Source organism: Marinovum sp. (genome assembly GCF_034669705.1).
Classification (GTDB): domain Bacteria; phylum Pseudomonadota; class Alphaproteobacteria; order Rhodobacterales; family Rhodobacteraceae; genus Marinovum.
The window spans coordinates 69601-96564 of record NZ_JAXMOR010000003.1 but is presented as its reverse complement, the minus strand read 5'-3'; the positions used below and the strand labels follow the sequence as shown (position 1 = coordinate 96564).

Below are 26964 nucleotides of genomic sequence, written 5' to 3'. Positions count from 1 at the left end.
TGCAAGGAGCCTTTTTCATGAATGACGTCCCCGATCTCGTCGCCGATATCGAGGCGCTCGAGGAGAAGCTGGCCCTGGCACGCGCCTCGATCACCAAGCGCTTCATCGGCCAGGAGCGGGTCGTCGACCTGACGCTCTCGGCGCTGCTCTGCGGCGGTCACGCGCTGCTGATCGGCCTGCCCGGCCTCGGCAAGACCCGGCTGGTCGAGACCCTCTCGACCGTGATGGGCCTGCACGGCAACCGCATCCAGTTCACCCCCGACCTGATGCCGGCCGATATCCTCGGCTCTGAAGTGCTGGAGACCTCCTCGGATGGCTCGCGCGCCTTCAAGTTCATCGAAGGGCCGGTGTTCTGCCAGCTGCTGATGGCCGACGAGATCAACCGCGCCAGCCCGCGCACGCAATCGGCGCTTTTGCAGGCGATGCAGGAGAAGCAGGTCACCGTCGCCGGCGAAAACCGCATCCTTGATGCGCCGTTCCACGTGTTGGCCACCCAGAACCCGATCGAGCAGGAAGGCACCTACCCCCTGCCAGAGGCGCAGCTCGACCGCTTCCTGGTGCAGATCGACGTGCTCTACCCCGACCGCGACACCGAGCGTGACATCCTGCTCGCCACCACCGGCGCCACCGAAGAGGCGGCGCATGCGGTCTTTACCGCCGAAGAGCTGATCGCGGCGCAGATGTTGCTCAGGCGGATGCCAGTGGGCGAAAGCGTGGTCGAGATGATCCTCGATCTGGTGCGTGCCTTCCGCCCCGACGAGCCGGAAGCCTCTGACAAGGTGCGCGAAAACGTCGCCTGGGGCCCCGGCCCGCGGGCGGCGCAGGCGCTGATGCTGACGGTCCGCGCCAGGGCGCTGATCGACGGCCGGCTGGCGCCCTCGGTCGAGGATGTGCTCGACATGGCGCGGCCGGTGCTGAGCCACCGCATGGCGCTCAACTTCGCGGCGCGGGCGCGCGGCATGTCGCTCAGCGGGCTGATCGACGAGACGGCAACCGGCCTGATGCGGGCCGAGGCGGCTGCGTGAGCCAAACCCCCGCCCATCTGCGCGCAAGATCCGAGGAAGAGGCCGCCACCCTGCCGCCGCTGCTGGCCCGGGCTGAACATCTGGCCGGCACGGTGCTTTTGGGTGAACACGGCCGCCGCCGCGCCGGCATGGGCGACGATTTCTGGCAATACCGCCCGGCGCAACCGGGCGACCGGCGGCGCAGCGTCGACTGGCGGCGCTCGGCCCGCTCCGATGGCACCTATGTGCGCGAACGCGAATGGCAGATCGCCCAGAGCGTGATGCTCTGGGTCGATCAGGCGGCCTCGATGCGCTTTGCCTCTGACAAGGCGCTGCCCGAGAAGGGCGACCGCGCGCGGCTGATCGCCATGGCGACGGCGATCCTGCTGATCCGCGGCGGCGAGCGGGTCGGGCTGACCGGCGGCAGCCTGCCACCGCGCCGTGGCGAGCCGCAGCTGATCCGGCTGGCAGAGGCGTTTTCCACCGACCAGCCCGAGGATTATGCCGAGCCCGAAGCCCGCCTGATGCTGCCGCATGCCCGGGCAATCTTCATTTCGGATTTCCTCGCCGACAGCGCCCCGGTCGAGGCCGCGTTGACCAAGGCGGCCGACCGGGGCGTGCGCGGGGTGATCCTGCAGGTGCTCGACCCCAGCGAAGAGGCCTTTCCGTTCCGCGGCCGCACCGTCTTTGAAAGCGTCGGCAAGACGGTCCGGCACGAGACGCTGAAGGCCAACGAGTTGCGCGAGCGCTATCTGCAGCGGCTGGCCGAGCGCAAGGACTGGCTGACGCGTGTGTCTCGGGCGACCGGCTGGCAATACAGCGTGCATCACACCGACCGCTCGGCGCATGAGGCGCTGCTCTGGCTCTATCGGGCGATGGAAGGCGTAAGATGACTGTATTCGGTATCGGGTTTCTCTCTCCCTGGTTGCTTCTGGGGCTCTTGGCGCTGCCGATCCTCTGGATCATCCTGCGCGCGGTGCCGCCAGCGCCGATCCGGCGGATGTTTCCCGCCGTGGTGCTGCTGCTCGGGCTGAAGGACGACGACCAGGTCACCGACCGCACCCCGTGGTGGCTGCTGCTCTTGCGCATCCTCGCGGTGGCGGCGGTGATCCTCGGGCTGGCCGGCCCGATCCTCAACCCGCGCGAGGCCGGCGAGCGTGGCTCCGGCCCGCTCCTGATCGCGATGGATGCCAGCTGGGCCAGCGCCGGCGACTGGGCGGCGCAGCAGGAGGCGCTCGAGGCGCTGTTGCTCGAGGCACAGCGCGATGGCCGCAGGGTGGCGATGCTCAAGGTGACCGATCCCGAGCCGCTGCAATTCCAGGCCGCCGAGACCTGGCGCTCGCGCCTGCCCGGTCTCGCACCGGAGCCCTGGCTGCCGGGCGAAGACTCCTATGCCGAGGCTGTCGAGGCGCTGGGTGAGGACAGGTTCGACACGCTCTGGCTCTCGGACGGGCTGGCGCATGACGGGCGGAGCGATTTCCTCGCCGCGCTGGAGACGCGCGGCATGGTGCGGGTGGTGCAATCGGCGCGGCCGCTGGTGGTGATGGCGCCGCCGGGCTTCGAGGAGGGTGCAATCGAGCTGACCCTGCGGCGGGTGACCACCGCCGGCAGCACCGCAGCCCAGATCGCCGCCCATGGCCGCGACCCCTCTGGCAATGCCGCGGTGCTGGCCCGCGCCGGGGCGGAGTTTGCCGATGACGAGGCCGAGGCGCAGGTCTCGCTCTCGCTGCCCGCCGAGCTGCGCGGAAGGATCACCCGCTTCGAGGTCGAGGGCCAGCGCTCGGCCGGGGCGGTGGCGCTCTCGGACGATTCGCTGCGCCGCCGCGAAGTGGCGCTGATCGCCGGGCGCGATGACCGCGAGGGGCTCGAGCTGCTGTCGCCGCTGCACTACCTGGAAAAGGCGCTGGAGCCCAATGCCGACCTGCTGCAGGGCGCGCTGACCGATATCCTGCCGGCCAACCCCGACGTGGTGGTGCTGGCGGATGTGGCGACGCTGGCGCCGGCCGAGGAACAGGCGCTGACCGATTGGGTGGAACAGGGCGGGCTGCTGCTGCGCTTTGCCGGGCCGCGGCTGGCCGCCTCGGACGTCAGCCGTGCGACGGAAGACCCGCTGATGCCGGTACGCCTGCGCGCCGGCGGCCGCACCGTGGGCGGGGCGATGTCCTGGGGCGAGCCCAAGGCGCTGGCGCCCTTTGCCGAGGACAGCCCCTTTGCCGGGCTGCCGGTGCCCGAAGACGTGCGGGTCAGCGCGCAGGTGATGGCGCAGCCCGATCCGGTGCTGGCCGACCGGGTGATCGCGCAGCTCGCCGACGGCACGCCGCTGGTGACCCGCAAGCGGATCGAGCAGGGGCAGGTGGTGCTGGTGCATGTCACCGCCAATGCCGAATGGTCGACGCTGCCGCTCTCGGGCCTCTTCGTGCAGATGCTCGACCGGCTGGCGGTCTCGTCCTCGGCCACCACGCCGGACGCCGAGAGCCTCGAGGGCACCACATGGGAGCCGCTGCAGGTGATGGATGCCTTCGGCACGCTGCGGGATGCCGGCACACGGCCCGGTGTCGAGGGGCCGGAGCTGGTGAGTGCTGCGCTCGGCCCCGACCTGCTGCCCGGGCTCTACCAGTCCGAAGATCGGCGGCTGGCGCGCAACGTGATCACCGCCGAGACCGTGCTTGCTGCCGCCGACTGGCCGGCACGCATTCCGGTCGAAGGCCTGAGCCGACCCCAGGAAACTTCGCTTGCCGGGCTGCTGCTGAGCCTGGCGCTGGCGCTGCTGGCGGTCGACGTGGTGGCCTCGCTGGCGCTGGCCGGGCGGCTCACCGGCGGGATGAAGACCGCCGCGATTGTACTCCTGGCATTGGCCACGCTGCCAGAGCGCGCTGTGGCGCAGAGCGACGATGATTTTGCCCTCTCGGTGACCTCGGAGGTGGTGCTGGCGCATGTGCTCACCGGCGATCCGCAGCTCGACCAGATGGCCTATGAGGGGTTGACCGGGCTGAGCGAGACACTGTTCTTCCGCACCTCGGTCGAGCCCGCCGAGCCGATCGGCGTCGACCTCGAGACCGACGAGCTGGCCTTTTTCCCCTTCCTCTACTGGCCGGTGACGGCGGATCAGCCGATCCCCTCGGACGTCGCCTATAGCAAGCTCAACGAATACCTGCGCTCCGGCGGGATGATCCTGTTTGACACCCGTGACGCCGATATCGCCAGCTTCGGCGCCGCCTCGCCCAATGGCCAGCGGCTGCAACGGCTGGCGCAGCCGCTCGACATTCCGCCGCTGGAACCGGTGCCAGAGGATCACGTGCTGACCCGCACCTTCTACCTGCTGCAGGATTTCCCCGGCCGCCACGCCGGCCGCGATGTCTGGGTCGAGGCCGCGCCGCCGGATGCCGAGCGGATCGAGGGCATGCCTTTCCGCAACCTCAACGACGGGGTGACACCGGTGGTGATCGGCGGCAATGACTGGGCGGCGGCCTGGGCGATGGATGACAGCGGCGCGCCGATCTACCCGGTGGGCCGCGGCTATGCCGGTGAACGCCAGCGCGAGCTGGCCTATCGCTTCGGGGTCAACCTGATCATGCATGTGCTGACCGGCAACTACAAATCGGACCAGGTGCATGTGCCTGCTCTGCTCGACAGGTTGGGCCAATGACCGGAACCGTGATCTTCGACCCCATGCTGCCCTGGCCGGTGCTGGCCGGCGTCGGCCTGCTGGTGCTTTTCGCCGCCGGACTGGCGCTCTGGCGCGGGCTCTCGGGCTGGGGCCTCAGGCTTCTGGGCGGGCTGGTGGTGCTGGCCGCGCTGGCGCAGCCGGCCTATCAGGAGGAAGACCGCGCGCCGCTCACCGACATCGTTATGCTGGTCGAGGACAAGAGTGCCTCGCAGCAGCTGGGTGACCGCGCCGAGGTGACCGCGCAGGCCGCCGCGACGCTCGAGGCACAGCTCTCGGCGCGCGACAACACCGAGGTGCGGCGGGTCACGGTGGGCGATGGCGAAGGCGATCTCGGCACCCAGCTGATGACCGCGCTCAACACCGCGCTGGCCGAGGAACCTCGGGCGCGGATCGCCGGCGTCATCGCGCTGTCGGATGGCCGGGTGCACGACATGGCCCGCGCGCCGCAACTGCCGGCGCCGATGCACCTGCTGATGACCGGGCACGAGACCGATTGGGACCGGCGGCTGATCGTTTCCAACGCGCCGGCCTTTGCCATCCTCGGCGAGCCGGTGACCCTGACCCTGCGGGTCGAGGACAGCGGCGCCGCGCCAGAGGCACTTCAGACCGAACTGCAAGTCTCGATCGACGGCGGCGCGCCGATGGCGTTTGACGTGCCGCTGGGCGAGGACATCGAGATCCCCGTCACCCTGCCCCATGGCGGCCGCAACGTGCTGCAATTCACCGTGCCGGAGGCCGAGGGCGAGTTGACCGAGCGCAACAACACTGCGCTGATCCAGATCAACGGCGTGCGCGACCGGCTGCGGGTGCTGCTGGTCTCTGGCGAGCCGCATCCCGGCGGGCGGACCTGGCGCAACCTGCTGAAATCCGACAGTTCCGTCGACCTGGTGCATTTCACCATCCTGCGCCCGCCGGAGAAGCAGGATGGCGTGCCGGTGCGGGAACTGTCGCTGATCGCCTTTCCGACCCGCGAGCTGTTTCTGGAAAAGATCGACGACTTCGACCTGATCATTTTCGACCGCTACAAGCGCCGCGGCATCCTGCCGGCGATCTACCTCGACAACGTCGCGCGCTATGTCGAGGAGGGCGGCGCGGTGCTGATCGCCTCGGGGCCAGATTTCGCCAGCGCCGATTCGCTCTATCGCTCGCCACTGTCGTCGGTGGTGCCGGCCGCGCCCACCGCGCGGGTGATCGAACAGGGCTATGCACCGAAAGTGACAGACCAGGGCGCGCGCCACCCGGTGACCGTGGGCCTTGGCGATCCCGAGAGCTGGGGCCGCTGGCTGCGCCAGATCGAGGTGACGCCGGAGCGCGGCGACGTGCTGATGTCGGGCGTCGAAGACAAGCCCCTCTTGGTGCTCGACCGGGTCGGCGAGGGGCGCGTGGCGCTTCTGGCCTCGGATCACGCCTGGCTCTGGTCGCGCGGTTTCGAGGGCGGCGGGCCGCAACTCGAGCTGCTGCGGCGGCTTGCGCATTGGATGATGAAGGAGCCGGAACTCGAGGAAGAGACGCTCTATGCCGAGGCCAATGGCCAGACCATGAGGATCATCCGCCGCACCCTGGCGGAAGAGGCCGGGCCGGTGACAGTGATCGGCCCGGATGGTTCAGAGGTGGTGCTGGAGCTGGAAGAGGTCAGCCCCGGGCGCTTCGAGGCGGTGCATGAGGGGCCTGAGATCGGGCTCTACCGGCTGCGCGACGGCGATTTGGAAAGCGTGATCGGGCTGGGGCCGGCGGCGCCGAAGGAATTCGAGCAGACCATCGCCACCGGCGATGTGCTCGAGCCACTGGTGGGCAGCCTGCGCGGCGGGGTGCTGCAACTGGATGACGGTCTGCCGCGAATTCGCAACGTGCGCGAGGGACGGCCCGCGGCTGGCCGTGGCTGGATCGGGCTGACGCCGCGCGGCGCCTTCGAGACCCGCGACGTGACCCAGGTGCCGCTGCTGCCGGCTTGGCTGGTGCTGCTTTTGGCATCGGGGCTGATTGTCGGGGCCTGGCTGCGCGAGGGGCGGCGGTAGGAATGGGGGCGCTGCCCCCCGTCCTTTCCGGACTCGCCCGGGAATATTTCCGGCCAGAAGACGGGCTGGATGACGCTCAGTAGCTGCCGCGGCCTGCGGGCGAGAGCTTGACCTTGACCGGTTTCGAGGCCCAGCCGTGTTCCGAACAATGGGCGCGGATCAGCACCATGCGGATGCCGTCCGGAACCATCACCCCGCGCAGCGAGCGGGTGAAGGGCTGTTCGTGCACATGCGGGTGCGCCAGCTTGCGATACCCGAGCCGGCGGCCGTGGCGGTCGAGCACCTCCCAGCCGTCGGCAAAGTGATCCCAGCCGGCGTCGGGGTGCCGCACGGTGACCTTGAACAGCCAGCCCATGTCAGGCTTGCTCACCCGGACTTCGACGATTTCAGGTTCGGCGGCGGCGGCGGCCAGTGGCTGCAGCAGGAACAGGGCGGCAAGTGCGGCGCGGATCATCGGATCTCCGGGGTTTGCGGGTCCTGTCCTTCGTCGGCAAGCAGCGCCTCGCGCGATTGCGAGGCGAACTCCCGGCGGTAGACCACGGCCAGCGTGAACAGCACCGCCACTATGAGTGGAACCGCCCCCAATAGCCATGCCGTGGCGGCCATGGCGAAGTAAATTGATCGTAATCCCCTGTTATAACTGCGTGCGGCGGTGACGTTGAGCGCGGCCGCCTTGCGCGCCCTCGGATAGGCCGCGGGATCGGCCGGATCATTGGGCACCGCCGCCATCAGCACCGCGCAATAGCCGAACAGCCGGTGCGACCAGACGAACTTGAGAAAGCCGTTGACCACCAGCAGGATGACCAGCAGGAGCTTGAACTCCCAGACAAAGATCGGCGCGGTCTCGAGGGTGAGATCCTGCGCCACGCCGGCCAGCCGCTCGGCATTGCCGATCAGCGCCAGCATGCCGCCGATGGCGATCATGCAGGCCGAGGCAAAGAACGCCGTGCCCTGGCGCAGGATACCGAGGATCTGGCTGTCGAAGATGCGCGGATCGCGGGTGACCATCTGCTCCATCCAGGCAATCCGGTATTCAGTGGTGAGGTTCGAGACCGAGCCGCGCTTGCCGGCGTTCTCGATCAGCAGGCCGATGCCGATCCAGGCCAGGAACAGCAGCGCGACGGCGGCGTAATCCCACGGCGTGAAGAGGCTGAGGCGGTCGCTCCATGTCATCATGGCGGCACCCTAACCGCGGCGCGGAGCTAGCGGAAGAGGCGCATGGGCAGACTGCGGCTTGCCATTTTTAAGCAATTGGTTATATTTTCTTACCAATGTCAGGAGATCGCCATGGACATGCCCCCTCCCCGGCCCGAGCGGCTGGCGCAGAAATCAGAACTGGTGGCCCGGCTCGGCAAGGTTCTCGGGCCCTCTGGCGTGATCCACGCAGAGGCCGAGCTGCGGGCCTATGAGTGCGACGCGCTGTCGGCCTATCGCTGTCCGCCGATGGTGGCGGTGCTGCCGGCGCGCACCGAGGAGGTGGCGGCGGTGTTGCGGATCTGTCACCAGATGGGCGTGCCGGTGGTGCCGCGCGGGGCCGGCACCTCGCTGGCCGGCGGCGCGCTGCCGACGGCGGATTGCGTGATCCTCGGCGTGGCGCGGATGAACGCGGTGCTCGAGACCGACTATGCCAACCGGGTGATCCGGGTGCAGACCGGGCGCACCAACCTCAGCGTCACCGGCGCGGTGGAGGCGGACGGGTTCTTCTATGCGCCCGATCCCTCGTCGCAGCTGGCCTGCGCCATTGCCGGCAATATCGCGATGAACTCAGGCGGGGCGCATTGCCTCAAATACGGCGTGACCACCAACAACCTGCTGGGCGTCACCATGGTGCTGATGGATGGCAGCGTGGTCGAGATCGGCGGCGCGCATATGGACGCCGGCGGGCTTGATCTGCTGGGGGTGATCTGCGGCTCGGAGGGGCAGCTTGGCGTGGTGACCGAGGCCACCCTGCGCATCCTGCCGAAACCCGAGGGCGCGCGGCCGGTGCTGATGGGATTCGACAGCAACGAGGTGGCGGGCGCTTGCGTCTCCGACATCATCAAGGCCGGCATCCTGCCAGTAGCGATCGAGTTCATGGACCGACCCTGCATCCGCGCCTGCGAGGATTTCGCCCATGCCGGCTATCCCGATTGCGAGGCGCTGCTGATCGTCGAGGTCGAGGGCTCTGAGGCGGAGATTGACGACCAGCTGGCCCGGATCAAAGCCATCGCCGAACGGCACGATCCGCTGGAGTTGCGCGAGGCGCGCGATGCCGATGAGGCCGGGCGGATCTGGCTGGGGCGGAAGTCGGCCTTTGGCGCCATGGGGCAGATCAACGATTACATGTGCCTCGACGGCACCATCCCGGTGAACGAGCTGCCGCTGGTGCTGCGGCGGATCAGCGAGATGAGCCGCGACTACGGGCTCGAGGTGGCCAATGTGTTTCACGCCGGCGACGGCAACATGCATCCGCTGATCCTCTACAATGCCAACAAGCCCGGCGATCTCGAGCTCTGCGAGCGGTTGGGGGCGGATATCCTGAAGCTCTGCGTCGAGGTCGGCGGCTGTTTGACCGGCGAGCACGGGGTGGGGATCGAGAAGCGTGACCTGATGTGGGATCAATATGGTGCCGCAGATCTGGAGGCGCAGATGGCGGTGAAGGACGTGTTTGACCCGGCCTGGCTGCTGAACCCGGCGAAGGTGTTTCCGCTCGATGCCTCGGAGGGGCGGCGCGGGCAGCTGGCGGCGGAATGAAAGGGGGCGCTGCCCCCATCGCCCGAGGGCGATTCCCCCGAGGGTATTTGTGAACAGAAGAAGATCTGGATGATGCGACCTGAGACCGAGGCCGAACTGGCGGAGATGATTGCGGCGGCCAAGGGGCCGCTGCGGATACGCGGCGGCGGCACGCGGGAGGTGGGCCGGCCGGTCGAGGGCGCGGCGCTGGAGACCGGCGGGCTCTCGGGGATCTCGCTCTATGAGCCGGGGGCGCTGACCATGGTGGCCGGCGCCGGCACGCCGCTCGCGGAGATCGAGGCGGCGCTGGCGGCGGAAGGCCAGCGGCTGGCCTTCGAGCCGGGCGACTGGCGTGGGCTGCTGGGCACCGAGGGGCAGAGCACCATCGGCGGCGTTGTGGCGGCGAACGCCAGCGGGCCGCGGCGGGTGACCATCGGGGCCTGCCGGGATTTCATGCTGGGGGTCCGGTTTGTCGATGGTGCCGGCCATGTGGTCAAGAACGGCGGCCGGGTGATGAAGAATGTCACCGGCTATGATCTGGTGAAGCTGATGAGCGGTGCCTGGGGAACGTTGGGCGTGCTGAGCGAGGTCTCGTTCAAGGTGCTGCCGCAGCCAGAGGCCACCGGCGTGCTGCTTTGCGAGGGGCTGAGCGACGCGGCGGCGATCGCGGCGCTGAGCCGGGCGCTGGGCTCGCCCTGGGAGGTGAGCGGCGCGGCGCATCTGCACCGTGGTGTCGACGGGGCGCCGGTGACGATGATCCGGGTCGAGGGGCTGGAAAACGCGGTCGCCTATCGCTGTGACCGGTTGCAGGCCCTGCTCGCGGATGTCGGCACGTTTACGGTCGAGCGCGACCCGGAGCGGACCGCCGCGGGCTGGCGTCATATCCGCGACGTGGTGCCGTTCCAGGGCCGCGATGGCGAGGTCTGGCGGCTCTCGGTGACGCCGTCCGAGGCGCCGGGGATCGTGGCGCAGCTGGAGGGCGTCGAGGCGGTCTATGACTGGGGCGGCGGGCTGGTCTGGCTGCTGGCGCCGGAGGGCACCGATGTGCGCCGGGTGCTGCGCTCGGGCCATGCGACGCTGTTCCGGGCCTCGGCTGTGCGCCGCGCCGCAGAGCCGGTGTTTGCGCCGCAACCGTCGCCCTTGGCGGCGCTCGAGGCCGGGCTGAGGGCGAAATTCGATCCGAGGCAGATCCTCAATCCGGGGCTGATGGGGTAGCACATGCAGACGACATTCACCGAAGCGCAGTTGCAGAAGCCGGACACCGCCCGGTCGAACCAGATCCTGCGGGCCTGCGTGCATTGCGGCTTTTGCACCGCCACCTGCCCGACCTACCAGGTGCTGGGCGATGAGCTCGACAGCCCGCGTGGCCGGATCTACCTGATCAAGGACATGCTGGAGAACGAGCGGGTGCCGGACGAGACCACGGTCAAGCATATCGACCGCTGCCTGTCGTGCCTCGCCTGCATGACCACCTGCCCGTCCGGCGTGCATTACATGCATCTGGTCGACCATGCCCGCGCCTATATCGAAGAGAACTACGACCGGCCGTGGAGCGACCGCGCGCTGCGCTGGCTGCTGGCGCGGATCCTGCCCTATCCGGGGCGGTTCCGGCTGGCGCTGCTGGGGGCCAAGATCGGCCGGCCGTTTGCCCGCGTCCTGCCCGATCCGCGGCTGCGCGCGATGCTGGAGATGGCGCCGAAACAGATCCCGCCGGTGAGCCGCAACGACGATCCGCAGAGCTTTGCCGCGCAGGCCCCGCGCCGCAAACGCGTGGCGCTGATGACGGGCTGTGCGCAAAAGGCGCTGAATACCGATATCAACGACGCCACCATCCGGCTGCTGACCCGGCTGGGCTGTGAGGTGGTGGTCGCGAAAGGCGCCGGCTGCTGCGGCGCGTTGACCCATCACATGGGCAAGACCGACGAGAGCCATGCCTCGGCGGTGGGCAATATCCGCGCCTGGACGGCCGAGATGGCGGGTGACGGCCTCGATGCCATCGTCATCAACACCTCGGGCTGCGGCACCACGGTCAAGGACTACGGCCACATGTTCCGCAACGATCCGCTGGCCCAGGACGCCGCCAAGGTCTCGGCGATCGCGATGGACATCAGCGAACTTCTGATGACGCTCGACCTGCCCGAAGGGCCCGACACCGGCCTGACCGTGGCCTATCACGCCGCCTGTTCGCTGCAGCACGGGCAGAAGATCAAGACCCATCCGAAGACCCTGCTGAAACGCGCCGGCTTCACCGTGGCCGAGCCCGCCGACAGCCACCTCTGCTGCGGCTCGGCCGGGACCTACAACCTGATGCAGCCCGAGATCTCGGGGCAGCTCAAGGCGCGCAAGGTGCGGACGCTGGAGGCGGTGAAGCCGGATGTGATCGCGGCCGGCAATATCGGCTGCATGATGCAGATCGGCTCTGGCACCGGGGTGCCGGTGGTGCATACGGTCGAGTTGCTGGACTGGGCCAGTGGCGGGCCGAAGCCGCGGGCGCTCACCGCGGAATAAATCCGGGCGGTCGCCGCATTTTTGCCCAACGCGATTGTTAGGTCGGAGAAAAGACCATCAGGGGGCAGACATTGCGCGTTGTTATCATGGTTCTCGCCGGGCTGCTCTGGACCACGGCGGCGCTGGCCGAAAGCGCCGGGCTGCGCCGGCTCGACACCGGTGACGAAAGCCGTGGCTGGGAGGCCGTCGGGCGGATCGATTTCGACACCGCGGGCTTTTGCACCGGCGTGCTGGTGGCGCCCGACCTGGTGCTGACTGCCGGGCATTGCCTGTTCGACAAGGTCACCGGTCGCAAGTTCACCGCGCCCGAGATCCGCTTCAGCGCCGGTCTGCGCAATGGCCGCGCCTCGGCCTATCGCGCGGTGAAACACGCCGTGCTGCATCCGCGCTATCGCTATTCCCGCAACACCGACGCCGACCAGGTCAGGAACGACGTGGCCCTGCTGCAACTGGCTCGGCCGATCCGCACCACCGAGGTGCTGCCGTTCAATACCGCCCACCGCCCCGGCCCCGGCGAACCGATCAGCGTGGTGAGCTATGCCCATGACCGCGCCGATGCCCCCTCGCTGCAAGAGGCCTGCGAGGTGGTCGACCGGCGGCGCGGCGTGCTGGTGATGTCCTGCGATGCCGATTTCGGGGCCTCAGGGGCGCCGGTGTTCTCTCTGGTCGCTGGCGAGCCGCGGATCGTATCGCTGATTTCCGCCAAAGCCGAGGCGGGCGGCGTGCCGGTCTCGCTCGGCACCGGGCTGGAAGAGCCGCTCGCGGTGCTCAAGGTCGAGCTCTCGGCGCAGTCGCGGTTTCGGCAAGCCTCTGACAGGACGCGGCCGGGCGGGGCGAAATTCATTCGGCCCTGACGCGAGGGGGCGGGGCTGTTTTTTCCGCCGAACCCCCTCTTGAAACCGCCCGAACCCTCCCCAGATCTGCCCTGTCCGGACGCCACAATGGGTCTGGACGCTTCCGGCGCCTGTCCCGAGGGGAAGGCGCAACATAATGGTATCGCTCAATGGAGGATGACCCATGCGTAGCTATGATTTTGCACCGCTCTACCGTGCAACCGTCGGCTTTGACCAAATGGCCGACTTGATGGACCGTGTGCTGGCCAATGATGTCCAGTCGCAGACCTATCCCCCCTATAACATCGAAAAGACCGCCGAGGATGCCTATCGCATCTCGATCGCCGTCGCAGGCTTTGCCGACGAGGACCTGAGCGTCGAGGTCAAGGATCAGGCGCTGGTCGTCTCGGCCCGCAAGGCCGACGAGGACGAGCAGGAGCGCGCCTACCTGCACCGCGGCATCGCCACCCGTGCGTTTGAGCGCCGGTTCCATCTGGCCGATCACGTCAAGGTGGTGGGTGCCAGCCATGAGAACGGCATGCTGCACATTGACCTCGAGCGCGAGATCCCCGAGGCGCTGAAACCGCGCCGGATCGAGATTGCCAATGGCACCAAGGCGATCGAGAAGGACGTGGTGGACGCAAAAGCCGTCAACTGAGGCTGTTCGCGCCTGTCTGACGAGGCCCCCCGGCGCTGCCGGGGGGCTTTTTGGTGTCTGCCGCGGTGATCCGTCTGGCGAGCGTCGCGATTTCTGTCATGATTGCGGCCGGAGGGTGACAGAATGCAACTCGATCACATCGCGATCTCTGGCCAGAGCCGCGAGGCCGCCGCCGCGCATGTCGAGGCGGCGCTGGGCGTGGCGCTGCGGCCCGGCGGGCAACATTCGCATTTCGCCACGCACAACCACCTGCTGGGGCTGGCCGAGGGGCTCTATCTCGAGGCGATCTCGGTTGATCCGGAGGCGCCGACGCCGGCCCATCCGCGCTGGTTCGGTCTTGATGACTTCGCCGGCCCGCCACGTTTGACCACGTGGATTTGCCGCACCGCCGATCTTGCGGCCCTGCTGCGCGACCTGCCCGAGGCCGGCGAGATCGTGGCGCTGGAACGCGGCGATCTGAAATGGCGGATGGCGGTGCCGACAGACGGTCGCTTGCCCTTCGACGGCTGCTTTCCGGCGCTGATCCAGTGGGACAGCCCGGACCCGCCCGGCGACAGCCTGCCCGCCTCGGGCTGCGCGCTCGACACCCTGACCGTCTCGCACCCAGAGGCCGACCGGTTGCAGCAGCGGCTCGCCCCCTATCTCGACGCGCCGCGCGTCAGGTTCCAGCCCGGCTCTGCGCATCTCGAGGCGCGGATGACCGGGCCCCGCGGCGAGGTCACCCTGCGATGATTCTGCGCCCGGCCGAAGCTGGCGATGCGCCGGGTCTTTGCGACCTGATCAATCCGGTGATCCGCAACACCGCCGTGACCTTCACCACCGAGGAAAAGACCACCCGCGAGATCGCCGCAGCGATCCGCGACAGCGGCGCCTATTTCGTGGCCTGCGATGGGACGCGGATTCTTGGCTATGCCTGCTACTTCCCGTTTCGCGGCGGCCCGGGCTATCGCCACACCAAGGAGCATTCGATCGCGCTGGCCGCCGAGGCGCGTGGCCGCGGCGTCGGGCGCGGGCTGATGGCGCTGCTCGAGGACCATGCCCGCGCCCATCAGGTGCATTCGCTCTTTGCCGGGGTCAGCGGCGAAAACCCCGACGGCATCGCCTTTCACAAGGCGATCGGCTTTGCCGAGGTGGCGTGGCTGCCGCAGGTCGGTCACAAGTTCGGCCGCTGGATGGATCTGGTGCTTCTGCAGAAAATGTTATCATTGTCACACTGACTTATGCCGCGCTGCGGTATAACCTGAACCCATGTCGATCTGGTCCCGCATCTCCGCCGCCCTCTCCGCGCTCGCCTCCGGCGAGCCGCTGAGTGACGTCTTTGACCGCTTGCGCACCCCGCCCGAGCGCAGCGTCGCCTTTACCATCGCCGTGATCGCGCTTGGGGCCAAGATGGCCAAGGCCGACGGGCTGGTGAAGAAGGTCGAGGTCACCGCCTTTCGCGAGGTGTTCTTCATCGCGCCGGAGGACGAGGCCCAGGCGGCGCGGGTGTTCAACCTCGCGCGGCAGGACGTGGCCGGTTACCAGGATTACGCGCGGCGGGTAAGGGCCATGTTCTCCGACACCGACGCGCCGCTGACCGACCTGCTCGAAGGGCTGTTTCACATCGCCGTCGCCGATGGTGCCTATCACCCGGCCGAAGACGAATTTCTGCGCAATGTCGCCACCGCCTTCGGCCTTGACGAGCGGCAGTTCATGGCGCTGCGCACCCGTTTCGTTCCGGATGCCGACAAGGACCCCTATTCAGTGCTCGGCGTCAGCCCCGAGATGCCGCTGGCCGAGATCCGCAAGGTCTGGCGCCGCGCCGTGCGCGACAGCCACCCCGACCGGATGATGGCCCGCGGTGTGCCGGAAGAGGCGGTACGGATGAGCGAACGGCGGCTGATCGACATCAACAAGGCCTGGGAGGAGATCCAGGCCAGCCAGAGCCAGCCAGCCTGATTTAGCCGTCCTGAGCGCGCGGCACCGGCGCGCGGAAGGAACGCTGCCCCTTGGCCTGCGGGGCCTCACCCCCGGGATATTTCTGGCCAGAAGAAGCCCGGGACACGCGGCGTGCCTGCGGGCTGCGCGATCAGGGCAGGATGGTGATCGGCGTGCCGTCGCGCACCATGTTGTAGACGTCGCGCATCTCGGAGTTGGTCACCGCGATGCAGCCCGCGGTCCAGTCGCGCCCGCCCTTGCGGTTCTTTCGCGGGCGGCCGTGGATGAAGATGTCGCCGCCGGGGCTGACCCCGGCCTCGCGGGCGCGGCGGATGTCGTCCTCGTTGGGATAATCGATGCCGATCGAGAGGTAGAAGCTGCTGTTCGGGTTGCGCCGGTCGATCAGGTATTCGCCCTCGGGGGTGCGGCCGTCACCTTCCTGCCCCTTGTGTCCGGCCGGCGCGAAGCCCAGGCCCACGTCGTATTTCTCGAGCACCTCGGCGTGATGCAGCAGGTACATCTTGCGCGCGCTCTTGTCGACAACAACGCGGGTGACCTCTGGGCCGGTGTAGGTGTAGAACTTGCTGCATGCTGTGGCCGTGAAAGCCAGCGTTATCAATAAGATAACTCGTAGAACCCGCATCTGTACTGCCCCGGTGTGCGTTTTTTGCCCTTATACCACGGGGCAAAACGGCCGCGAAGGGGCTTTATCGGCCCTGAGCGTCTTCCAGCCGTTTCTCGATCGCCTCGAGCCGCACCAGCACCTCGTCGCGGTAGGTGTTGGTGGCGGCGGTGTCCTCTTCGGAATGCGCGTCCTGCATCGAGTTGACGATCAGGCCGACCAGCAGGTTCACCACCGCGAAGGTGGTGACCATGATGAAGGGCACGAAGAACGCCCAGGCGTAGGGGTAGACCTCCATCACCGGCCGGACGATGCCCATCGACCAGCTCTCCAGCGTCATGATCTGGAACAGCGAATAGGCCGAGGCGCCGAGATCGCCGAACCACTCCGGGAAGGTCGTGCCGAAGAGCTTGGTCGCCATCACCGCCGCGATGTAGAAGATCAGCGCCATCAGCAGGAAGACGCTGGCCATGCCGGGCAGCGCGGTCAGGAAGCCCTCGACCACCCGTCTGAGCCGCGGCGCCACGGTCAGCAGCCGCAGCACCCGCAGGATGCGCAGCGCACGCAACACCGAGAGGCCCTGGGCTGCGGGCACCAGCGAGATGCCGACGATGACGAAATCGAAGATGTTCCACGGCCGGCGGAAGAAGCCGAACCCCTGGGCGAACATCTTGAGCGCCAGTTCCACCACAAAGACCGCGAGACAGGCCATGTCGATCGCCACGATCAACCCACCCGCCTGCGCCATCACCGCGTCGGAGGTTTCCAGCCCGAGAACCACGGCATTCAACAGGATCACCCCGATGATCGTGTTGCGCACCTTTGGTTGATCCAGCCACGCTGCCAGTCTGTCCCGCATCTGCCTGCCCCTTGTTGCCCGGCGTCAGATATGTGCGCGCGTAAACCGCACTGCAAGCTCGATATGGCTGGACCAGCGGAATTGATCCACCACCTGCACCCAGTCGAGCCGATAGCCGCCGGCGATCAGCACCGCCGCGTCGCGGGCGAAAGTGACAGGGTTGCAGGAGACGACGCCCAGCACCTTGACCGTGCTCTCGGCCAGCTGGCGCACCTGCGCCTCGGCCCCGGCGCGCGGCGGGTCGAGCACCACCGCGTCAAAGCGCGCCAATTCTGCCGGCAGGAGCGGGTTGCGAAACAGATCGCGGGTCTCGGTGGTCACCTTCTTCAGCCCCTCGGCCCGGCGCCAGCCCGCGTCGAGCGCGGTGAGCATTGCGGCCTCGCCCTCGACCGCGTGGACCTCGGCGCTGCGGGCCATGGGCAGTGCGAAGGTGCCGCAGCCGGCGAAGAGATCGGCGACGGCCTCGGCCTTGCCCACCGCCTCGACCATCGCGGCGGTCAGCACCTGCTGGCCATGGGCGGTGGCCTGCAGGAAGGCACCGGGCGGCGGCACGACGCGGATGCCGTCAAAGCGCTGGCCCGGGGGGGTGCGCATGGCGATCGGCTCGTCCTCCCAGACCAGCCGAGCAATCGGATGCTGGCCGGCAAGCTCTGCCAGCGCGACCTCGAGCGACCGGTCGAGCGGCTTGCCGCCACGGGCCAGCACGTCGAGCCCGTCCTCGGACAGGGTGATCTGTACCGACAGTTCGCCCTTGCGGCTGCCGCCCAGCGCCGCCAGCGCCTCGGCCACGGGCCGTGCGGCCAGCAGATCCGGGTGCAGCAAATGACAATCGGGGATTTCGACGATCACGCCGGAGGCGCGGCCGTGAAAGCCCGCCATCGCGCCTTTCTTGGTGCGGCGGGCGGAAAAGGTCGCCCGGCGGCGGCTCTGAGGGGGCGAGGTCTCGATCGGCCGAAACGCAGCCTCGATACCCTGCGCCGCAAGCGCCCGCTGCACCACCTGCTGCTTCCAGCCGGCGACGAAGCCGTCGGAGGCATGCATCAGCTGGCAGCCGCCACAGGCCTTGAAATGCCGGCAGGGCGGCGCGACGCGATGCTCGGACGGCGCGAGGATCTTCACATCGCGCAGCCGGTCGCCGTCGATGGTGCCGCTGACGGTTTCGCCGGGCAGGGTCAGCGGGGCAAAGAGCGGGCCATGGGCGATGCCGTCGCCCTGATGGCCGAGGCGGAGGATGTCATGCTGGGTCATGGCCCGGCTTTTGCCCGCAATCGCCCGCGCTGTCGAGAGAGGCGAGAAACGCCCGCACCTCGCGCGGGCGGCGCAGCACATGCACCGGCTTGCCCTTGGCCGCCATCCGCGCCAGCGACAGGATGCGGACGCGGTTGGTGTTGCGGGTGCGCCAGATGAAATGCCAGAACTCGCGGTTGAACCGTTCCGGGCAGTTGTCCGGCAGGTCCGGGCGGGTCTTGCCCCAGTGGCGCAGGGTGCGCCAGACCACCCGCCAGCAGCGCAGGGCAAAGGGCAAGTCGAGCACCACCAGCATCTCGGCGCGGGCCAGACGACTAGGCCAGGTGGTGGAGAACCCGCCCTCGAAGACCCAGGCCTCGCCCGCCTCGGCGGCCCGCGCCAGCACCGCCTTTTCGGCCGCGGTCCGCTCGATCCAGCCGGGTTTCCAGTGGATGTGGTCCATGTGGATCACCGGCAGGTCGAGCCGGGCGCCGATCCGCCGGGCCAGGGTGGATTTGCCGCTGCCCGGCTGGCCGACGATCATGATCCGCCTCATTCGGCGGCTTCGACGAGGTTGAGGAACCCTCCCGACTGCCGCTCCCAGTAGCGGGCATAAAGACCGCCCTTGTCGAGCAGCGCCTCGTGGCTCCCCTGTTCGACGATCCGGCCCCGGTCGAGCACCACGATCCGGTCCATCCGCGCGATCGTCGACAGCCGGTGGGCGATGGCCAGCACCGTCTTGCCCTCCATCACCCGTTCGAGCGCCGACTGGATCGCCGCCTCGACCTCTGAATCGAGCGCGCTGGTCGCCTCGTCGAGCACCAGGATCGGCGCGTCCTTGAGGATGGCGCGGGCGAGGGCGATGCGCTGGCGCTGGCCGCCCGAGAGCTTGACCCCGCGTTCGCCAAGATGCGCGTCATAGCCCTTGCGGTGCTCATGATCCTCGAGCCCGAGGATGAACTCATGCGCCTCGGCCCGCCGCGCGGCCTCGACGATCTCCTCCTCGGTCGCATCGGGCCGGCCATAGGCGATGTTGTCGCGCGCCGAGCGGTTGAACATCGCGGTCTCCTGGGTGACCATGCCGATCTGTCGGCGCAGGCTCTCCTGCGTCACCCCGGCGATGTCCTGATTGTCGATGCAGAGCGCGCCCTTCTCGGCGTCGTAGAGCCGCAGCAAGAGCGCCACCAGCGTCGATTTCCCCGCCCCCGAGGCGCCGACGATGCCCAGCTTCTCGCCCGGCTTGATGTCGAGCTGGATATGCTCGACCCCGCCGACATCGCGGCCATAGGCGAAATCCACGTCGCGGAACTCGATCCGGCCGTCGGTCACGTCAAGCTGGGTCGCATTGGCCACATCGGTCAGCCCGTGTGGCGGCGTCAGGGTGCGCATGCCGTCCTCGACCTCGCCGACATTGGCATAAAGGCCCATCAGCGTGAAACTGACCCAGCCGGTCATCTGCGCCAGCCGCAGGCTGACCGCGCCGGTGGCGGCAATGTCGCCGGCACTGACCAGCCCGCGCGACCAGTACCAGAGCGCGCCGCCGACCAGCAGCACCGGCAGCACGCCCGCCAGCGCCATCAGCCAGAAGCGGAACTGCACCGAGACATGGCCGAAATCCAGCTGCCGCTCGCGGAACCGCGCCATCGCGCCCAGCGCCGCCTGATCCTCGTGATCGGCATGGGCAAAGAGCTTGACGGTCTTGATGTTGGTCACGGTATCGACCACCTGACCCGTCACCATGGCCCGCGCCGCCGCCCGCGCCTTGGAGCGATTGCGAATGCGCGGCATGAAATGGCGGATCATCAGCAGGTAGCCGAGGATCCACAGCAGCAACCCGAAGGCGATGCGCGCGTCGACGGTGCCCAGAAGCAGGATCGAGCCGATCACCGAGGCCAGCGCAAACAGCACCGTATGCACCACCTCGACCACCACGTCGGTGATCGCGCGGGCGGTCTGCATCTCCTTTTGCGCGATCCGGCCGGCGAAATCATTGTCAAAGAAGGTCACGTCCTGGCCCAGCGTGTAGCGGTGCAACCGCGACAGCACGAGGCTCAGCAGGTTGGGTTGCACCACGATCGATTGCAGCCAAGCCGAGATCATCAGCACGAAAGGCCGCAGCAGCAGGAAGAACAGCATCACCCCGATGAGCAGCCAGAAGTTGTCGGAAAAGACGCTCTCGGCGGTGCCATTGAGTGCCGCGTCGACCACCAGCCCCAGCGTCATCGCCGCCAGCACCTCGAGCACGCCGGCAAAGGCCGAGGCCGCGCCGGCGACGCCGATCGCGCCGAAACTGCCGGCCAGCGCCCAGCGCAGAAAGGCCGCGAGCGTCCGCGGCGGCGGGGCCTCTGCCTCGGCAAAGGGGTCGATCCAAGAGGGTGCCTTCATTCCGCTGCCTCCGATTCACCTGCCTGCCCGGGCGCTTCGACCGTCAGGAATCCGCCAGACTGGCGCGCCCAGAACCCGGCGTAAAGCCCGCCCTGCGACAAAAGTTCGTCATGGCTGCCCTGCTCGACGATGCGCCCGTCATCCATCACCAGAATGCGATCCAATTGGGCAATCGTCGACAGCCGGTGCGCGATGGCAATCACCGTCTTGCCGGCCATCATGCCGTAGAGCGTCGACTGGATCGCCGCCTCGACCTCGCTATCTAGCGCGCTTGTCGCCTCGTCCAAGAGCAGGATCGGCGCGTTTTTCAGGATGACCCGCGCCAGGGTGATCCGCTGCCGCTGCCCGCCGGACAGCTTGACGCCACGCTCGCCCACTTGCGCGTCATAGCCGCACCGGCCCTGCTGATCCTCGAGATCGAGGATGAAGTCATGCGCCTCGGCCTGTTTGGCGGCGGCGATCATCTCGGCCTCGCTGGCGTCGGGCCGGCCATACAGCAAGTTGTCGCGGATCGAGCGATGCAGCAGCGAACTGTCCTGCTGCACCATGCCGATCTGCCGGCGCAGGCTGTCCTGGGTCACCTGCGAGATGTCCTGACCGTCGATCACGATGCGCCCCGCCTCGGCGTCGTAGAACCGCAGCAGCAGCTTGACCAGCGTCGACTTGCCGGCACCCGAGCGGCCGACCAGCCCGATCTTTTCGCCCGGTGCGATGGTCAGGCTGATCCGGTCGAGCCCGCCACGGCCGCGGCCATAGTGATGCGACAGACCGTCGATCTCGATCCGGCCCTCAGAGAGCTGCAGCGGCCGGGCCGCCCCCGCATCGCGCAGGTCGATCGGCTGGGCGATGGTCTCCATCCCCTCGCGCACCACGCCCAACTCGCGAAAGAACGATGTCAGCGCCCACATGATCCAGCCGGTCATCGCGTTGAGCCTGAGGGTCAGCGCGGAGGCTGCAGCGACCGACCCGACGCTGGCCAGCCCCTGCATCCAGAGCCAGAGCGCCCAGCCGACCACGCCGACGATCAGGAATCCGTTCAGCAGGTTCAGCACCACGTCCATGATGGTGAAGATCCGCATTTCGGTTTGGAAAGTCCGGCGCGCGCCCTCGATCGCCTCGCGGGCAAACTGCATCTCGCGGCCGTGATGGGCGAACATCTTGACCGAATGAATGTTGGTATAGGCATCCACCACCCGCCCGGTGACCTCGCTGCGCGCATCGCTGGCCGCCTGCGACGCCGGGCCCACGCGTTTCACTGTCCAGCGGATAAGCAACCCATAGAACACCAGCCAGCCCAGCAGAGGCAGCGACAGCCGCCAGTCGGCCTGGCCCAGCAGCACCACCGCGCCGACCACATAGGCCAGTGAAAAGGTGATCGCGTCGAACACCTGGAACACCGCCTCACCGGCGGCGGGCGGCGTCTGCATGATGCGGTTGGCGATGCGGCCGGCGAAATCGTTCTCGAACCAGCCGACCGACTGACGCAGCACATGGGCATGGGCGCGAAACCGGATCAGGGTGCCGAAATTCGGCAGGATGGTGTTGTTGAGCAGCGCCACGTCGACCGCCTGCAGCACCGGCCGGATCAGCAGCAGGAACACCGCCAGCGCGATCAGCCAGCTGCCGTAGTCCGCCCAGACCTGCTCTGGCGGCCCGGCAAGGATGTCGACCACCCAGCCCATCGCCCAGATCAGACCGATCTCGATCGCGGCCACCACGACCGACATCAGCGCGGCAATCGCAAAGACCCGTTTGAACGGCTGCGCATAGTCCCGCAGGAACGGCCAGAGCCGCTGCGGCGGGTGATCGCTGGCGGTGTAATCGCAATAGGGATCAACGAGATTTTCGAAGAATTTGAACATGGAGGCGCTCCTGCGAGCAAAATGGGCAACGAATGGAATGGGCGTGGACGAACCCACGCAGACAGAGAACGTGGCTTAGCCTAGGCGAAAGCGGGTCTCTGTTTCCATGCTGCACTCTCCTGTTCAGACGGGTCCTGCATAGCTGGCCTGCGCGGTTTTGTCACCCCCCGGCGCGGCCGTCCTGCCCCAGCAGCTCTTCCTTGCTCAGTTCGAAGCCGGAGGTGATCCAGAGGGTTTCCAGAAACCGCAGCCGGTCGCCCAGCGCCGGCCCCTGGTATTCCGGCATCAGGTCGGCGGCACGGAGCGGAAAGATCGCCGCCGCGCCCTCCTCCATCTCGGCAAAGGCCTTGCGGTCGATATGTTCCTGCAAAAGCGCCGCGCGCAGCGCCAGCAGCTTTTCCGACAGCTCGGCGCCATGGCGATAGCCGATCTCATGTGGCGGCGTGGCCGCGCCCACCTCCTCGCGGAAGAAGACCAGCGCCTTGGCCTGCGCCTTCGACAGCCGCAGGCGCTCGGCCACATCCTCGCCGCCCAGCGCCGCCAGCCGCAGCACCGGGTCGGGGGCCAGACCGGCCTCGTCCTCGACATAGACCAGCGGCCCCAGCGCGGTGATCACCGCGCCGGGCAGGATGCGCAGCAGCACGCCGACCTTGTCCATGGCGGCCACCGCGCGGGTCGGATCGGGGGCGGCGAGCAGCTTGAGCATCTCGGCCCCGACCCGTTCGCGCGACAGCGTCTCCAGCCCGTCGAGGGTGTCGGCAATCGCCGCCAGCGCCTCGCGGTCGAAGCCGCCTTTTTCGCGGCCGTACCAGGCGTTGAAGCGGAAGTACCGCAGGATGCGCAGGTAGTCCTCGCGGATGCGGGCGGCGGGGTCGTCGATGAACCGCACCCGGCGCGCCTTGAGGTCGGCGAGCCCGCCCACCGGGTCGCGCACCGCGCCAGTGGCATCGGCATAGAGCGCGTTCATGGTGAAGTCGCGGCGCCGGGCGTCCTCTTCGAGGCTGTCGGCAAAGGCCACCACGGCGCGGCGGCCATCGGTTTCGACATCGCGGCGATAGGTGGTGATCTCATGCGGCACCCCGCGCGAGATCACGGTGACGGTGCCATGTTCGATGCCGGTGGGCACGGCGTTCAGCCCGGCGGCGCGGGCCAGCTCCATCACCCGCTCGGGGCGGGCATCGGTGCTGATGTCGATATCCGAGACCGGTTCGCCCAGCAGCGCATTGCGCACGCAGCCGCCGACGAAATACGCGGCGTGCCCGGCCCCGGTCAGCATGGCGCAGACCGCCTGAGTCTCGGGGGTGATCAGCCAGTCGCCGGTTATCCGCATGGGCACCTCATGCCATCATCCTGTCTGCCAGCCCGCGCAGGATACGGGCGGTGGCGCCCCAGATGTAATAGGGGCCGTAGGGCACAGTGTAATAGGACCGGCGCATGCCGCGCCAGCGCCGTGATTGCACCGAGAAGCGGGCCGGATCGGTGACATGCGCCAGCGGCACGGTAAAGACTTCGGCCACCTCGCCCGGCTCCGGCCGCGGCGTGAAGGCGCCATGCACCCGCGCCAGCACCGGCGTCACCAGGAAACTGGTCACCGTCTCATGGGTCGGCAGGGTGCCCAGCACCTCGACCTGGGCCGGGTCGAGCCCCACCTCCTCATGCGCCTCGCGCAGGGCGGCGGCGGTGACATCGGCATCGCCCGCATCCTGCTTGCCGCCGGGAAAGGCGATCTGGCCGGGGTGATGCTTGAGCGCCGAGGAGCGCTTGGTCAGGATCACATGCGCCACGCCGTCCTGCAGGACAAACGCGGCGAGCACGCCGGCGGGGCGCAGCTTGCGGCCTTCGGGCAGCCTGAAATCCGGGTTCAGGTCGAAATCCGACGAGGCCGCGCCGTCACGCGACAGCGCGGCCAGAAGCGGATCCCGCGGATCAGTCGCCATTCGCCTCGAAACCCACGGTGGCCGGATCGAGATCGTAATGCGCGCCGCAGAACTGGCAGTCGGCGGTCACCCGGCCGTCCTCCGTGGTCATCTTCTCGATGTCCTTGGCCGAGTAGATCGACAGGCTCTGGCGCACCCGATCCTCGGAACAGGTGCAGCCGAACTTCACCGGCTGGGTCGGGAAAACCCGTGGCTGTTCCTCGTGAAACAGCCGCACCAGCAGGTCGGTCGGCGGCAGCTGCGGCCCGATCAACTCCATCAGCTCGACCGAATCGAGCAGGATGTTGGCGCGGTTCCAATTCTCGGCCGTCTCCTCGTCATCAAGCAGATCGTCGACGGTCAGCAGCCCGCCCTCGCCGGAGCCGCCCTCGCCGCTGGCAAAGGGCGAGGCCTTGGGCATGTGCTGCAGCATGATGCCGCCAGCGCGCCAGCGCTCGGGCTGGCCCGGCTCGGTCGAGCGGCCGAAGCTCAGGTTGAACCGGGTCGGCAGCTGTTCCGACTGGGCGAAATAGCTCTCGGCACAGGCGCGCAGGCTGCCACCGGCCAGCGGCGTGATCCCCTTGTAAGGCTGCATGCCCTGGCCCTGGTCGATCATGATGGCGAAATAGCCGGTGCCGACCTGGTCGAAAGGGTTGTGACCCACCAGCCGCTCGGCATCATAGCTGGCATAGGCCCGGATGCGCGCCGGCTCGCCCTCTTCGGTCGGGCCGTAATAATCGGTGGCGATCATCCGCACCGGGCCGTTCGACTGCACCTGCAGCGACAGCTTCCAGCGCAGCTTGATGGTCTGACCGATCAGCGCCGTCAGCAGCGCCATCTCGGCCACCAGCGCCTCGACCACCGGCGGGTAGTCGTGTTGTTTCAGAATACCCTCGAGCACCCCGTCAAGCCGCGCGACGCGGCCGCGGATGTCGGAGCGGTCAAGCTGAAACGGCAGGACGGTATCGTCCCAGGCGATGGCGTTCACAGAGATCATGGGAGTTCCTTGTTGCCCGGATTTGGCATATCGCCCTCTATATAGCCGCGAAACCACAGCATTAAAGGGGTATGCCATGATCCGCCGCGTCGGCGCCGCACCGGTCCGGAACAAACGCCACCGGCTGCGCCCCGGGGTCTATGCGCTGTTGCCGCTGGACGATGCGCTGCTGCTGACCTGGCAGAGCGGCTCGGACGAGCCGCTGCAACTGCCCGGCGGCGGCATCGATTCCGGCGAGGCGCCGGTGGCGGCACTGCACCGCGAGGTCCGCGAAGAGACCGGCTGGACGATTGCCGCGCCGCGCCGCTTCGGGGCCTGGCGGCGCTTTGTCTTCATGCCGGAGTATGACCTCTGGGCGGAAAAGCTCTGCACGTTCTACGTGGCCCGGCCGGTGCGGCGTCTCGGCCCACCGGACGAGCCCGGCCATGCGGTCCGCCACCTGCAGCTGGCCAAGGCCGCAGCGCGCCTGTCGAACCCCGTGGACCGCGCGGCGCTTGGCTTTGCGCACGCGGCCGGCCTGCTCGGCTAGAACTCCAGCAGCGCGGCAGAGATGTCATCGGGAAACTCCTCGGTGCCGGTGTTCTCAGCCAGGTGCCAGACCATCGCTTCGAGAAACTCCCGCCCCGCCAGGTGGTGCAGTTTGCCCGCCAGGGCGATCAGACCCTCCTCCTCGAAGAAGCCGCCGCCGGCGTCCGGGCATTCAGTGATGCCGTCTGAATAAAGCAGCAGTCGGTCGCCTTTGTTCAGCACGATCTCGAAACGCTCGAAAGCCGCATCCTCGATCAGCCCGACCGGCAGCCCGCCCTGACCCACCAGTTCGACCCGGCCGTCGGCGCGCTGCACCAGCGGATGAGGATGGCCGGCCTGCGCCAGCGACACCCGGCCAGAGACGAGATCGACCTCGGCCAGCAGCATGGTGAAGTAGTGTTCGGTCTCCATCTCCTCGAGCACCAGCCGGTTGAGACGTGCGATCACCGCATCGGGCGGCAGCATCTCGTGGCTGCCATCGGCGGTCTCGCGCAGGGCGACGTTCTGATCGGGCGTGGTTGCCGAGAGATAGCCGGCCAGCCGCGCGGTCATCAGCGCCGAGGAAATGCCGTGGCCAGAGACGTCGATGGCAAAGATGCCGAGTCGCGTCTTGCCGACCGGGAAAAACCCCACCAGATCACCGCCGACATGGCCCGAGGGCCGCAGCAGCAGCGACAGATCGGCAGCGCCGAAGCGGCGAAACCGCTCGCGAACCAGCGATTGCTGCAGTTTCCGGGCCTCGATCAGATCGTTGTCGAGCGCGTCGTAGAGCCCCTGCAGCTCGGCCAGCGTGCGGCTGATCACCCGGTTCTGATCGCTGAGCTGGCGCTGCATCGCGAGGATCCGCTCGCCGGCGGTGATCCTGGCGCGCAGTTCGTCGGCATTGACCGGCTTGGTCAGGAAATCATCCGCCCCGGTATCAAGGCCGCGGGCCACCGCGTCCTTGTCGCTCTTGGAGGTGAGCAGAATGAAGTAACCATAACTCTCGCGCTGCATCGCCCGGAATTTCTTGCAGAATTCCAGACCGTCCATGCCCGGCATCATCCAGTCGCTGAGCACCAGATCGGGGGCATGCGCCTCGCACATCGCCAGCGCCTCCTGCCCGCAGGCGGCGACATCGACGACATAGCCCTGCCGCAGCAGCGACGAGGAGAGGATCTTGCGTTGCAACGGGCTGTCGTCGACCACCAGCACCCGCAAAGGCCGGGGCCCCGGCGCGGCTGTCACTGTATGTCTGGCTGCCAAATCCATCGT

Annotated in this window: 25 protein-coding genes; 13 read left to right on the top strand and 12 right to left on the bottom strand. The window is 68.0% G+C overall.

The features are described from left to right. The first annotated feature begins 17 nt into the window (after positions 1–17). The 4 genes from VOI27_RS03155 to VOI27_RS03140 are packed head-to-tail and all read left to right on the top strand — an operon-like array spanning position 18 to position 6686. Positions 18–1025, top strand: a complete 1008-nt coding sequence (locus VOI27_RS03155; protein WP_323763835.1) for a MoxR family ATPase — start codon at positions 18–20, stop codon at positions 1023–1025. Beyond that, on the top strand, positions 1022–1897 hold the full coding sequence (locus VOI27_RS03150; RefSeq protein ID WP_323763834.1) for a DUF58 domain-containing protein: 876 nt from the start codon (positions 1022–1024) through the stop codon (positions 1895–1897). Before VOI27_RS03155 ends, VOI27_RS03150 begins: the two co-directional genes overlap by 4 nt. Beyond that, entirely contained in the window at positions 1894–4650 is a 2757-nt protein-coding gene (locus VOI27_RS03145; RefSeq protein ID WP_323763833.1) for a DUF4159 domain-containing protein, read from the top strand. The genes VOI27_RS03150 and VOI27_RS03145 overlap by 4 nt, the downstream gene beginning before the upstream one ends. Next, entirely contained in the window at positions 4647–6686 is a 2040-nt protein-coding gene (locus VOI27_RS03140; protein ID WP_323763832.1) for a hypothetical protein, read from the top strand. The genes VOI27_RS03145 and VOI27_RS03140 overlap by 4 nt, the downstream gene beginning before the upstream one ends. A 76-nt stretch (positions 6687–6762) precedes the next feature. Here VOI27_RS03140 and VOI27_RS03135 read toward each other — a convergent pair whose 3' ends face one another. Together VOI27_RS03135 and VOI27_RS03130 are read right to left on the bottom strand one after the other, a co-directional pair. Further along, the gene (locus VOI27_RS03135) at positions 6763–7140 is read right to left on the bottom strand and encodes a hypothetical protein (RefSeq protein WP_323763831.1); all 378 of its coding nucleotides are present in this window, start codon (positions 7138–7140) and stop codon (positions 6763–6765) included. Beyond that, a complete protein-coding gene (locus VOI27_RS03130) occupies positions 7137–7859 on the bottom strand; it encodes a DUF599 domain-containing protein (protein WP_323763955.1) in 723 nt (240 codons plus the stop codon). The genes VOI27_RS03135 and VOI27_RS03130 overlap by 4 nt, the downstream gene beginning before the upstream one ends. 114 nt (positions 7860–7973) lie before the next feature. On the opposite strand from VOI27_RS03130, the gene VOI27_RS03125 reads away from it, so the two are divergent. The 8 genes from VOI27_RS03125 (at position 7974) to VOI27_RS03090 (ending at position 15335) form a co-directional block, all read left to right on the top strand. Continuing rightward, positions 7974–9419 (top strand): FAD-linked oxidase C-terminal domain-containing protein, encoded by a 1446-nt coding sequence (locus VOI27_RS03125; protein WP_323763830.1) that lies wholly within the window; start codon positions 7974–7976, stop codon positions 9417–9419. Between the two features lie 72 nt (positions 9420–9491). Beyond that, positions 9492–10613 carry an FAD-binding protein gene (locus VOI27_RS03120; RefSeq protein WP_323763954.1) on the top strand — a complete coding sequence of 374 codons (1122 nt, stop codon included), beginning with the start codon at positions 9492–9494 and terminating at the stop codon, positions 10611–10613. A gap of 3 nt (positions 10614–10616) precedes the next feature. Then, the gene (gene glcF / locus VOI27_RS03115) at positions 10617–11906 is read left to right on the top strand and encodes a glycolate oxidase subunit GlcF (RefSeq protein WP_323763829.1); all 1290 of its coding nucleotides are present in this window, start codon (positions 10617–10619) and stop codon (positions 11904–11906) included. A 71-nt stretch (positions 11907–11977) separates the two neighbouring features. Beyond that, a complete protein-coding gene (locus tag VOI27_RS03110) occupies positions 11978–12760 on the top strand; it encodes a trypsin-like serine peptidase (RefSeq protein WP_323763828.1) in 783 nt (260 codons plus the stop codon). Positions 12761–12923: 163 nt separating this feature from the next. After that, positions 12924–13397, top strand: coding sequence for an Hsp20 family protein (locus VOI27_RS03105; protein ID WP_323763827.1), 474 nt, complete (start codon positions 12924–12926; stop codon positions 13395–13397). Between the two features lie 123 nt (positions 13398–13520). Beyond that, a complete protein-coding gene (locus VOI27_RS03100; protein WP_323763826.1) occupies positions 13521–14129 on the top strand; it encodes a VOC family protein in 609 nt (202 codons plus the stop codon). Beyond that, on the top strand, positions 14126–14614 hold the full coding sequence (locus tag VOI27_RS03095; RefSeq protein ID WP_323763825.1) for a GNAT family N-acetyltransferase: 489 nt from the start codon (positions 14126–14128) through the stop codon (positions 14612–14614). Before VOI27_RS03100 ends, VOI27_RS03095 begins: the two co-directional genes overlap by 4 nt. 31 nt (positions 14615–14645) lie before the next feature. Then, positions 14646–15335 carry a molecular chaperone DjiA gene (locus tag VOI27_RS03090; RefSeq protein ID WP_323763824.1) on the top strand — a complete coding sequence of 230 codons (690 nt, stop codon included), beginning with the start codon at positions 14646–14648 and terminating at the stop codon, positions 15333–15335. Between the two features lie 130 nt (positions 15336–15465). Here the strand turns inward: VOI27_RS03090 and VOI27_RS03085 are convergent, their stop codons facing one another. From VOI27_RS03085 to VOI27_RS03045, 9 genes are all read right to left on the bottom strand, one after another. After that, entirely contained in the window at positions 15466–15957 is a 492-nt protein-coding gene (locus VOI27_RS03085; protein WP_323763823.1) for a L,D-transpeptidase family protein, read from the bottom strand. Positions 15958–16021: 64 nt separating this feature from the next. Then, positions 16022–16795, bottom strand: coding sequence for an ion transporter (locus VOI27_RS03080; protein WP_323763822.1), 774 nt, complete (start codon positions 16793–16795; stop codon positions 16022–16024). Between the two features lie 24 nt (positions 16796–16819). Then, positions 16820–18043, bottom strand: coding sequence for a class I SAM-dependent RNA methyltransferase (locus VOI27_RS03075; protein ID WP_323763821.1), 1224 nt, complete (start codon positions 18041–18043; stop codon positions 16820–16822). Continuing rightward, the gene (locus tag VOI27_RS03070; RefSeq protein WP_323763820.1) at positions 18030–18578 is read right to left on the bottom strand and encodes an AAA family ATPase; all 549 of its coding nucleotides are present in this window, start codon (positions 18576–18578) and stop codon (positions 18030–18032) included. Before VOI27_RS03070 ends, VOI27_RS03075 begins: the two co-directional genes overlap by 14 nt. Further along, positions 18575–20407: an ABC transporter ATP-binding protein gene (locus VOI27_RS03065; RefSeq protein ID WP_323763819.1), complete on the bottom strand. Its 1833-nt coding sequence runs from the start codon at positions 20405–20407 to the stop codon at positions 18575–18577. The genes VOI27_RS03070 and VOI27_RS03065 overlap by 4 nt, the downstream gene beginning before the upstream one ends. Further along, complete coding sequence (locus VOI27_RS03060) at positions 20404–22269, bottom strand: ABC transporter ATP-binding protein (protein ID WP_323763818.1); 1866 nt, start codon at positions 22267–22269, stop codon at positions 20404–20406. The genes VOI27_RS03065 and VOI27_RS03060 overlap by 4 nt, the downstream gene beginning before the upstream one ends. Positions 22270–22429: 160 nt before the next feature. Further along, positions 22430–23599: a CCA tRNA nucleotidyltransferase gene (locus tag VOI27_RS03055; RefSeq protein WP_323763817.1), complete on the bottom strand. Its 1170-nt coding sequence runs from the start codon at positions 23597–23599 to the stop codon at positions 22430–22432. Between the two features lie 7 nt (positions 23600–23606). Then, positions 23607–24206 (bottom strand): CoA pyrophosphatase, encoded by a 600-nt coding sequence (locus tag VOI27_RS03050; RefSeq protein ID WP_323763816.1) that lies wholly within the window; start codon positions 24204–24206, stop codon positions 23607–23609. After that, positions 24196–25182, bottom strand: coding sequence for an Hsp33 family molecular chaperone HslO (locus tag VOI27_RS03045; RefSeq protein WP_323763815.1), 987 nt, complete (start codon positions 25180–25182; stop codon positions 24196–24198). Before VOI27_RS03045 ends, VOI27_RS03050 begins: the two co-directional genes overlap by 11 nt. Positions 25183–25258: 76 nt before the next feature. Between VOI27_RS03045 and VOI27_RS03040 the strand changes: the two genes are divergently transcribed. Further along, complete coding sequence (locus VOI27_RS03040; protein ID WP_323763814.1) at positions 25259–25711, top strand: NUDIX domain-containing protein; 453 nt, start codon at positions 25259–25261, stop codon at positions 25709–25711. Here the strand turns inward: VOI27_RS03040 and VOI27_RS03035 are convergent. After that, positions 25708–26937, bottom strand: a complete 1230-nt coding sequence (locus VOI27_RS03035) for a PP2C family protein-serine/threonine phosphatase (protein ID WP_323763813.1) — start codon at positions 26935–26937, stop codon at positions 25708–25710. The genes VOI27_RS03040 and VOI27_RS03035 overlap by 4 nt on opposite strands. Positions 26938–26964 lie beyond the last annotated feature (27 nt).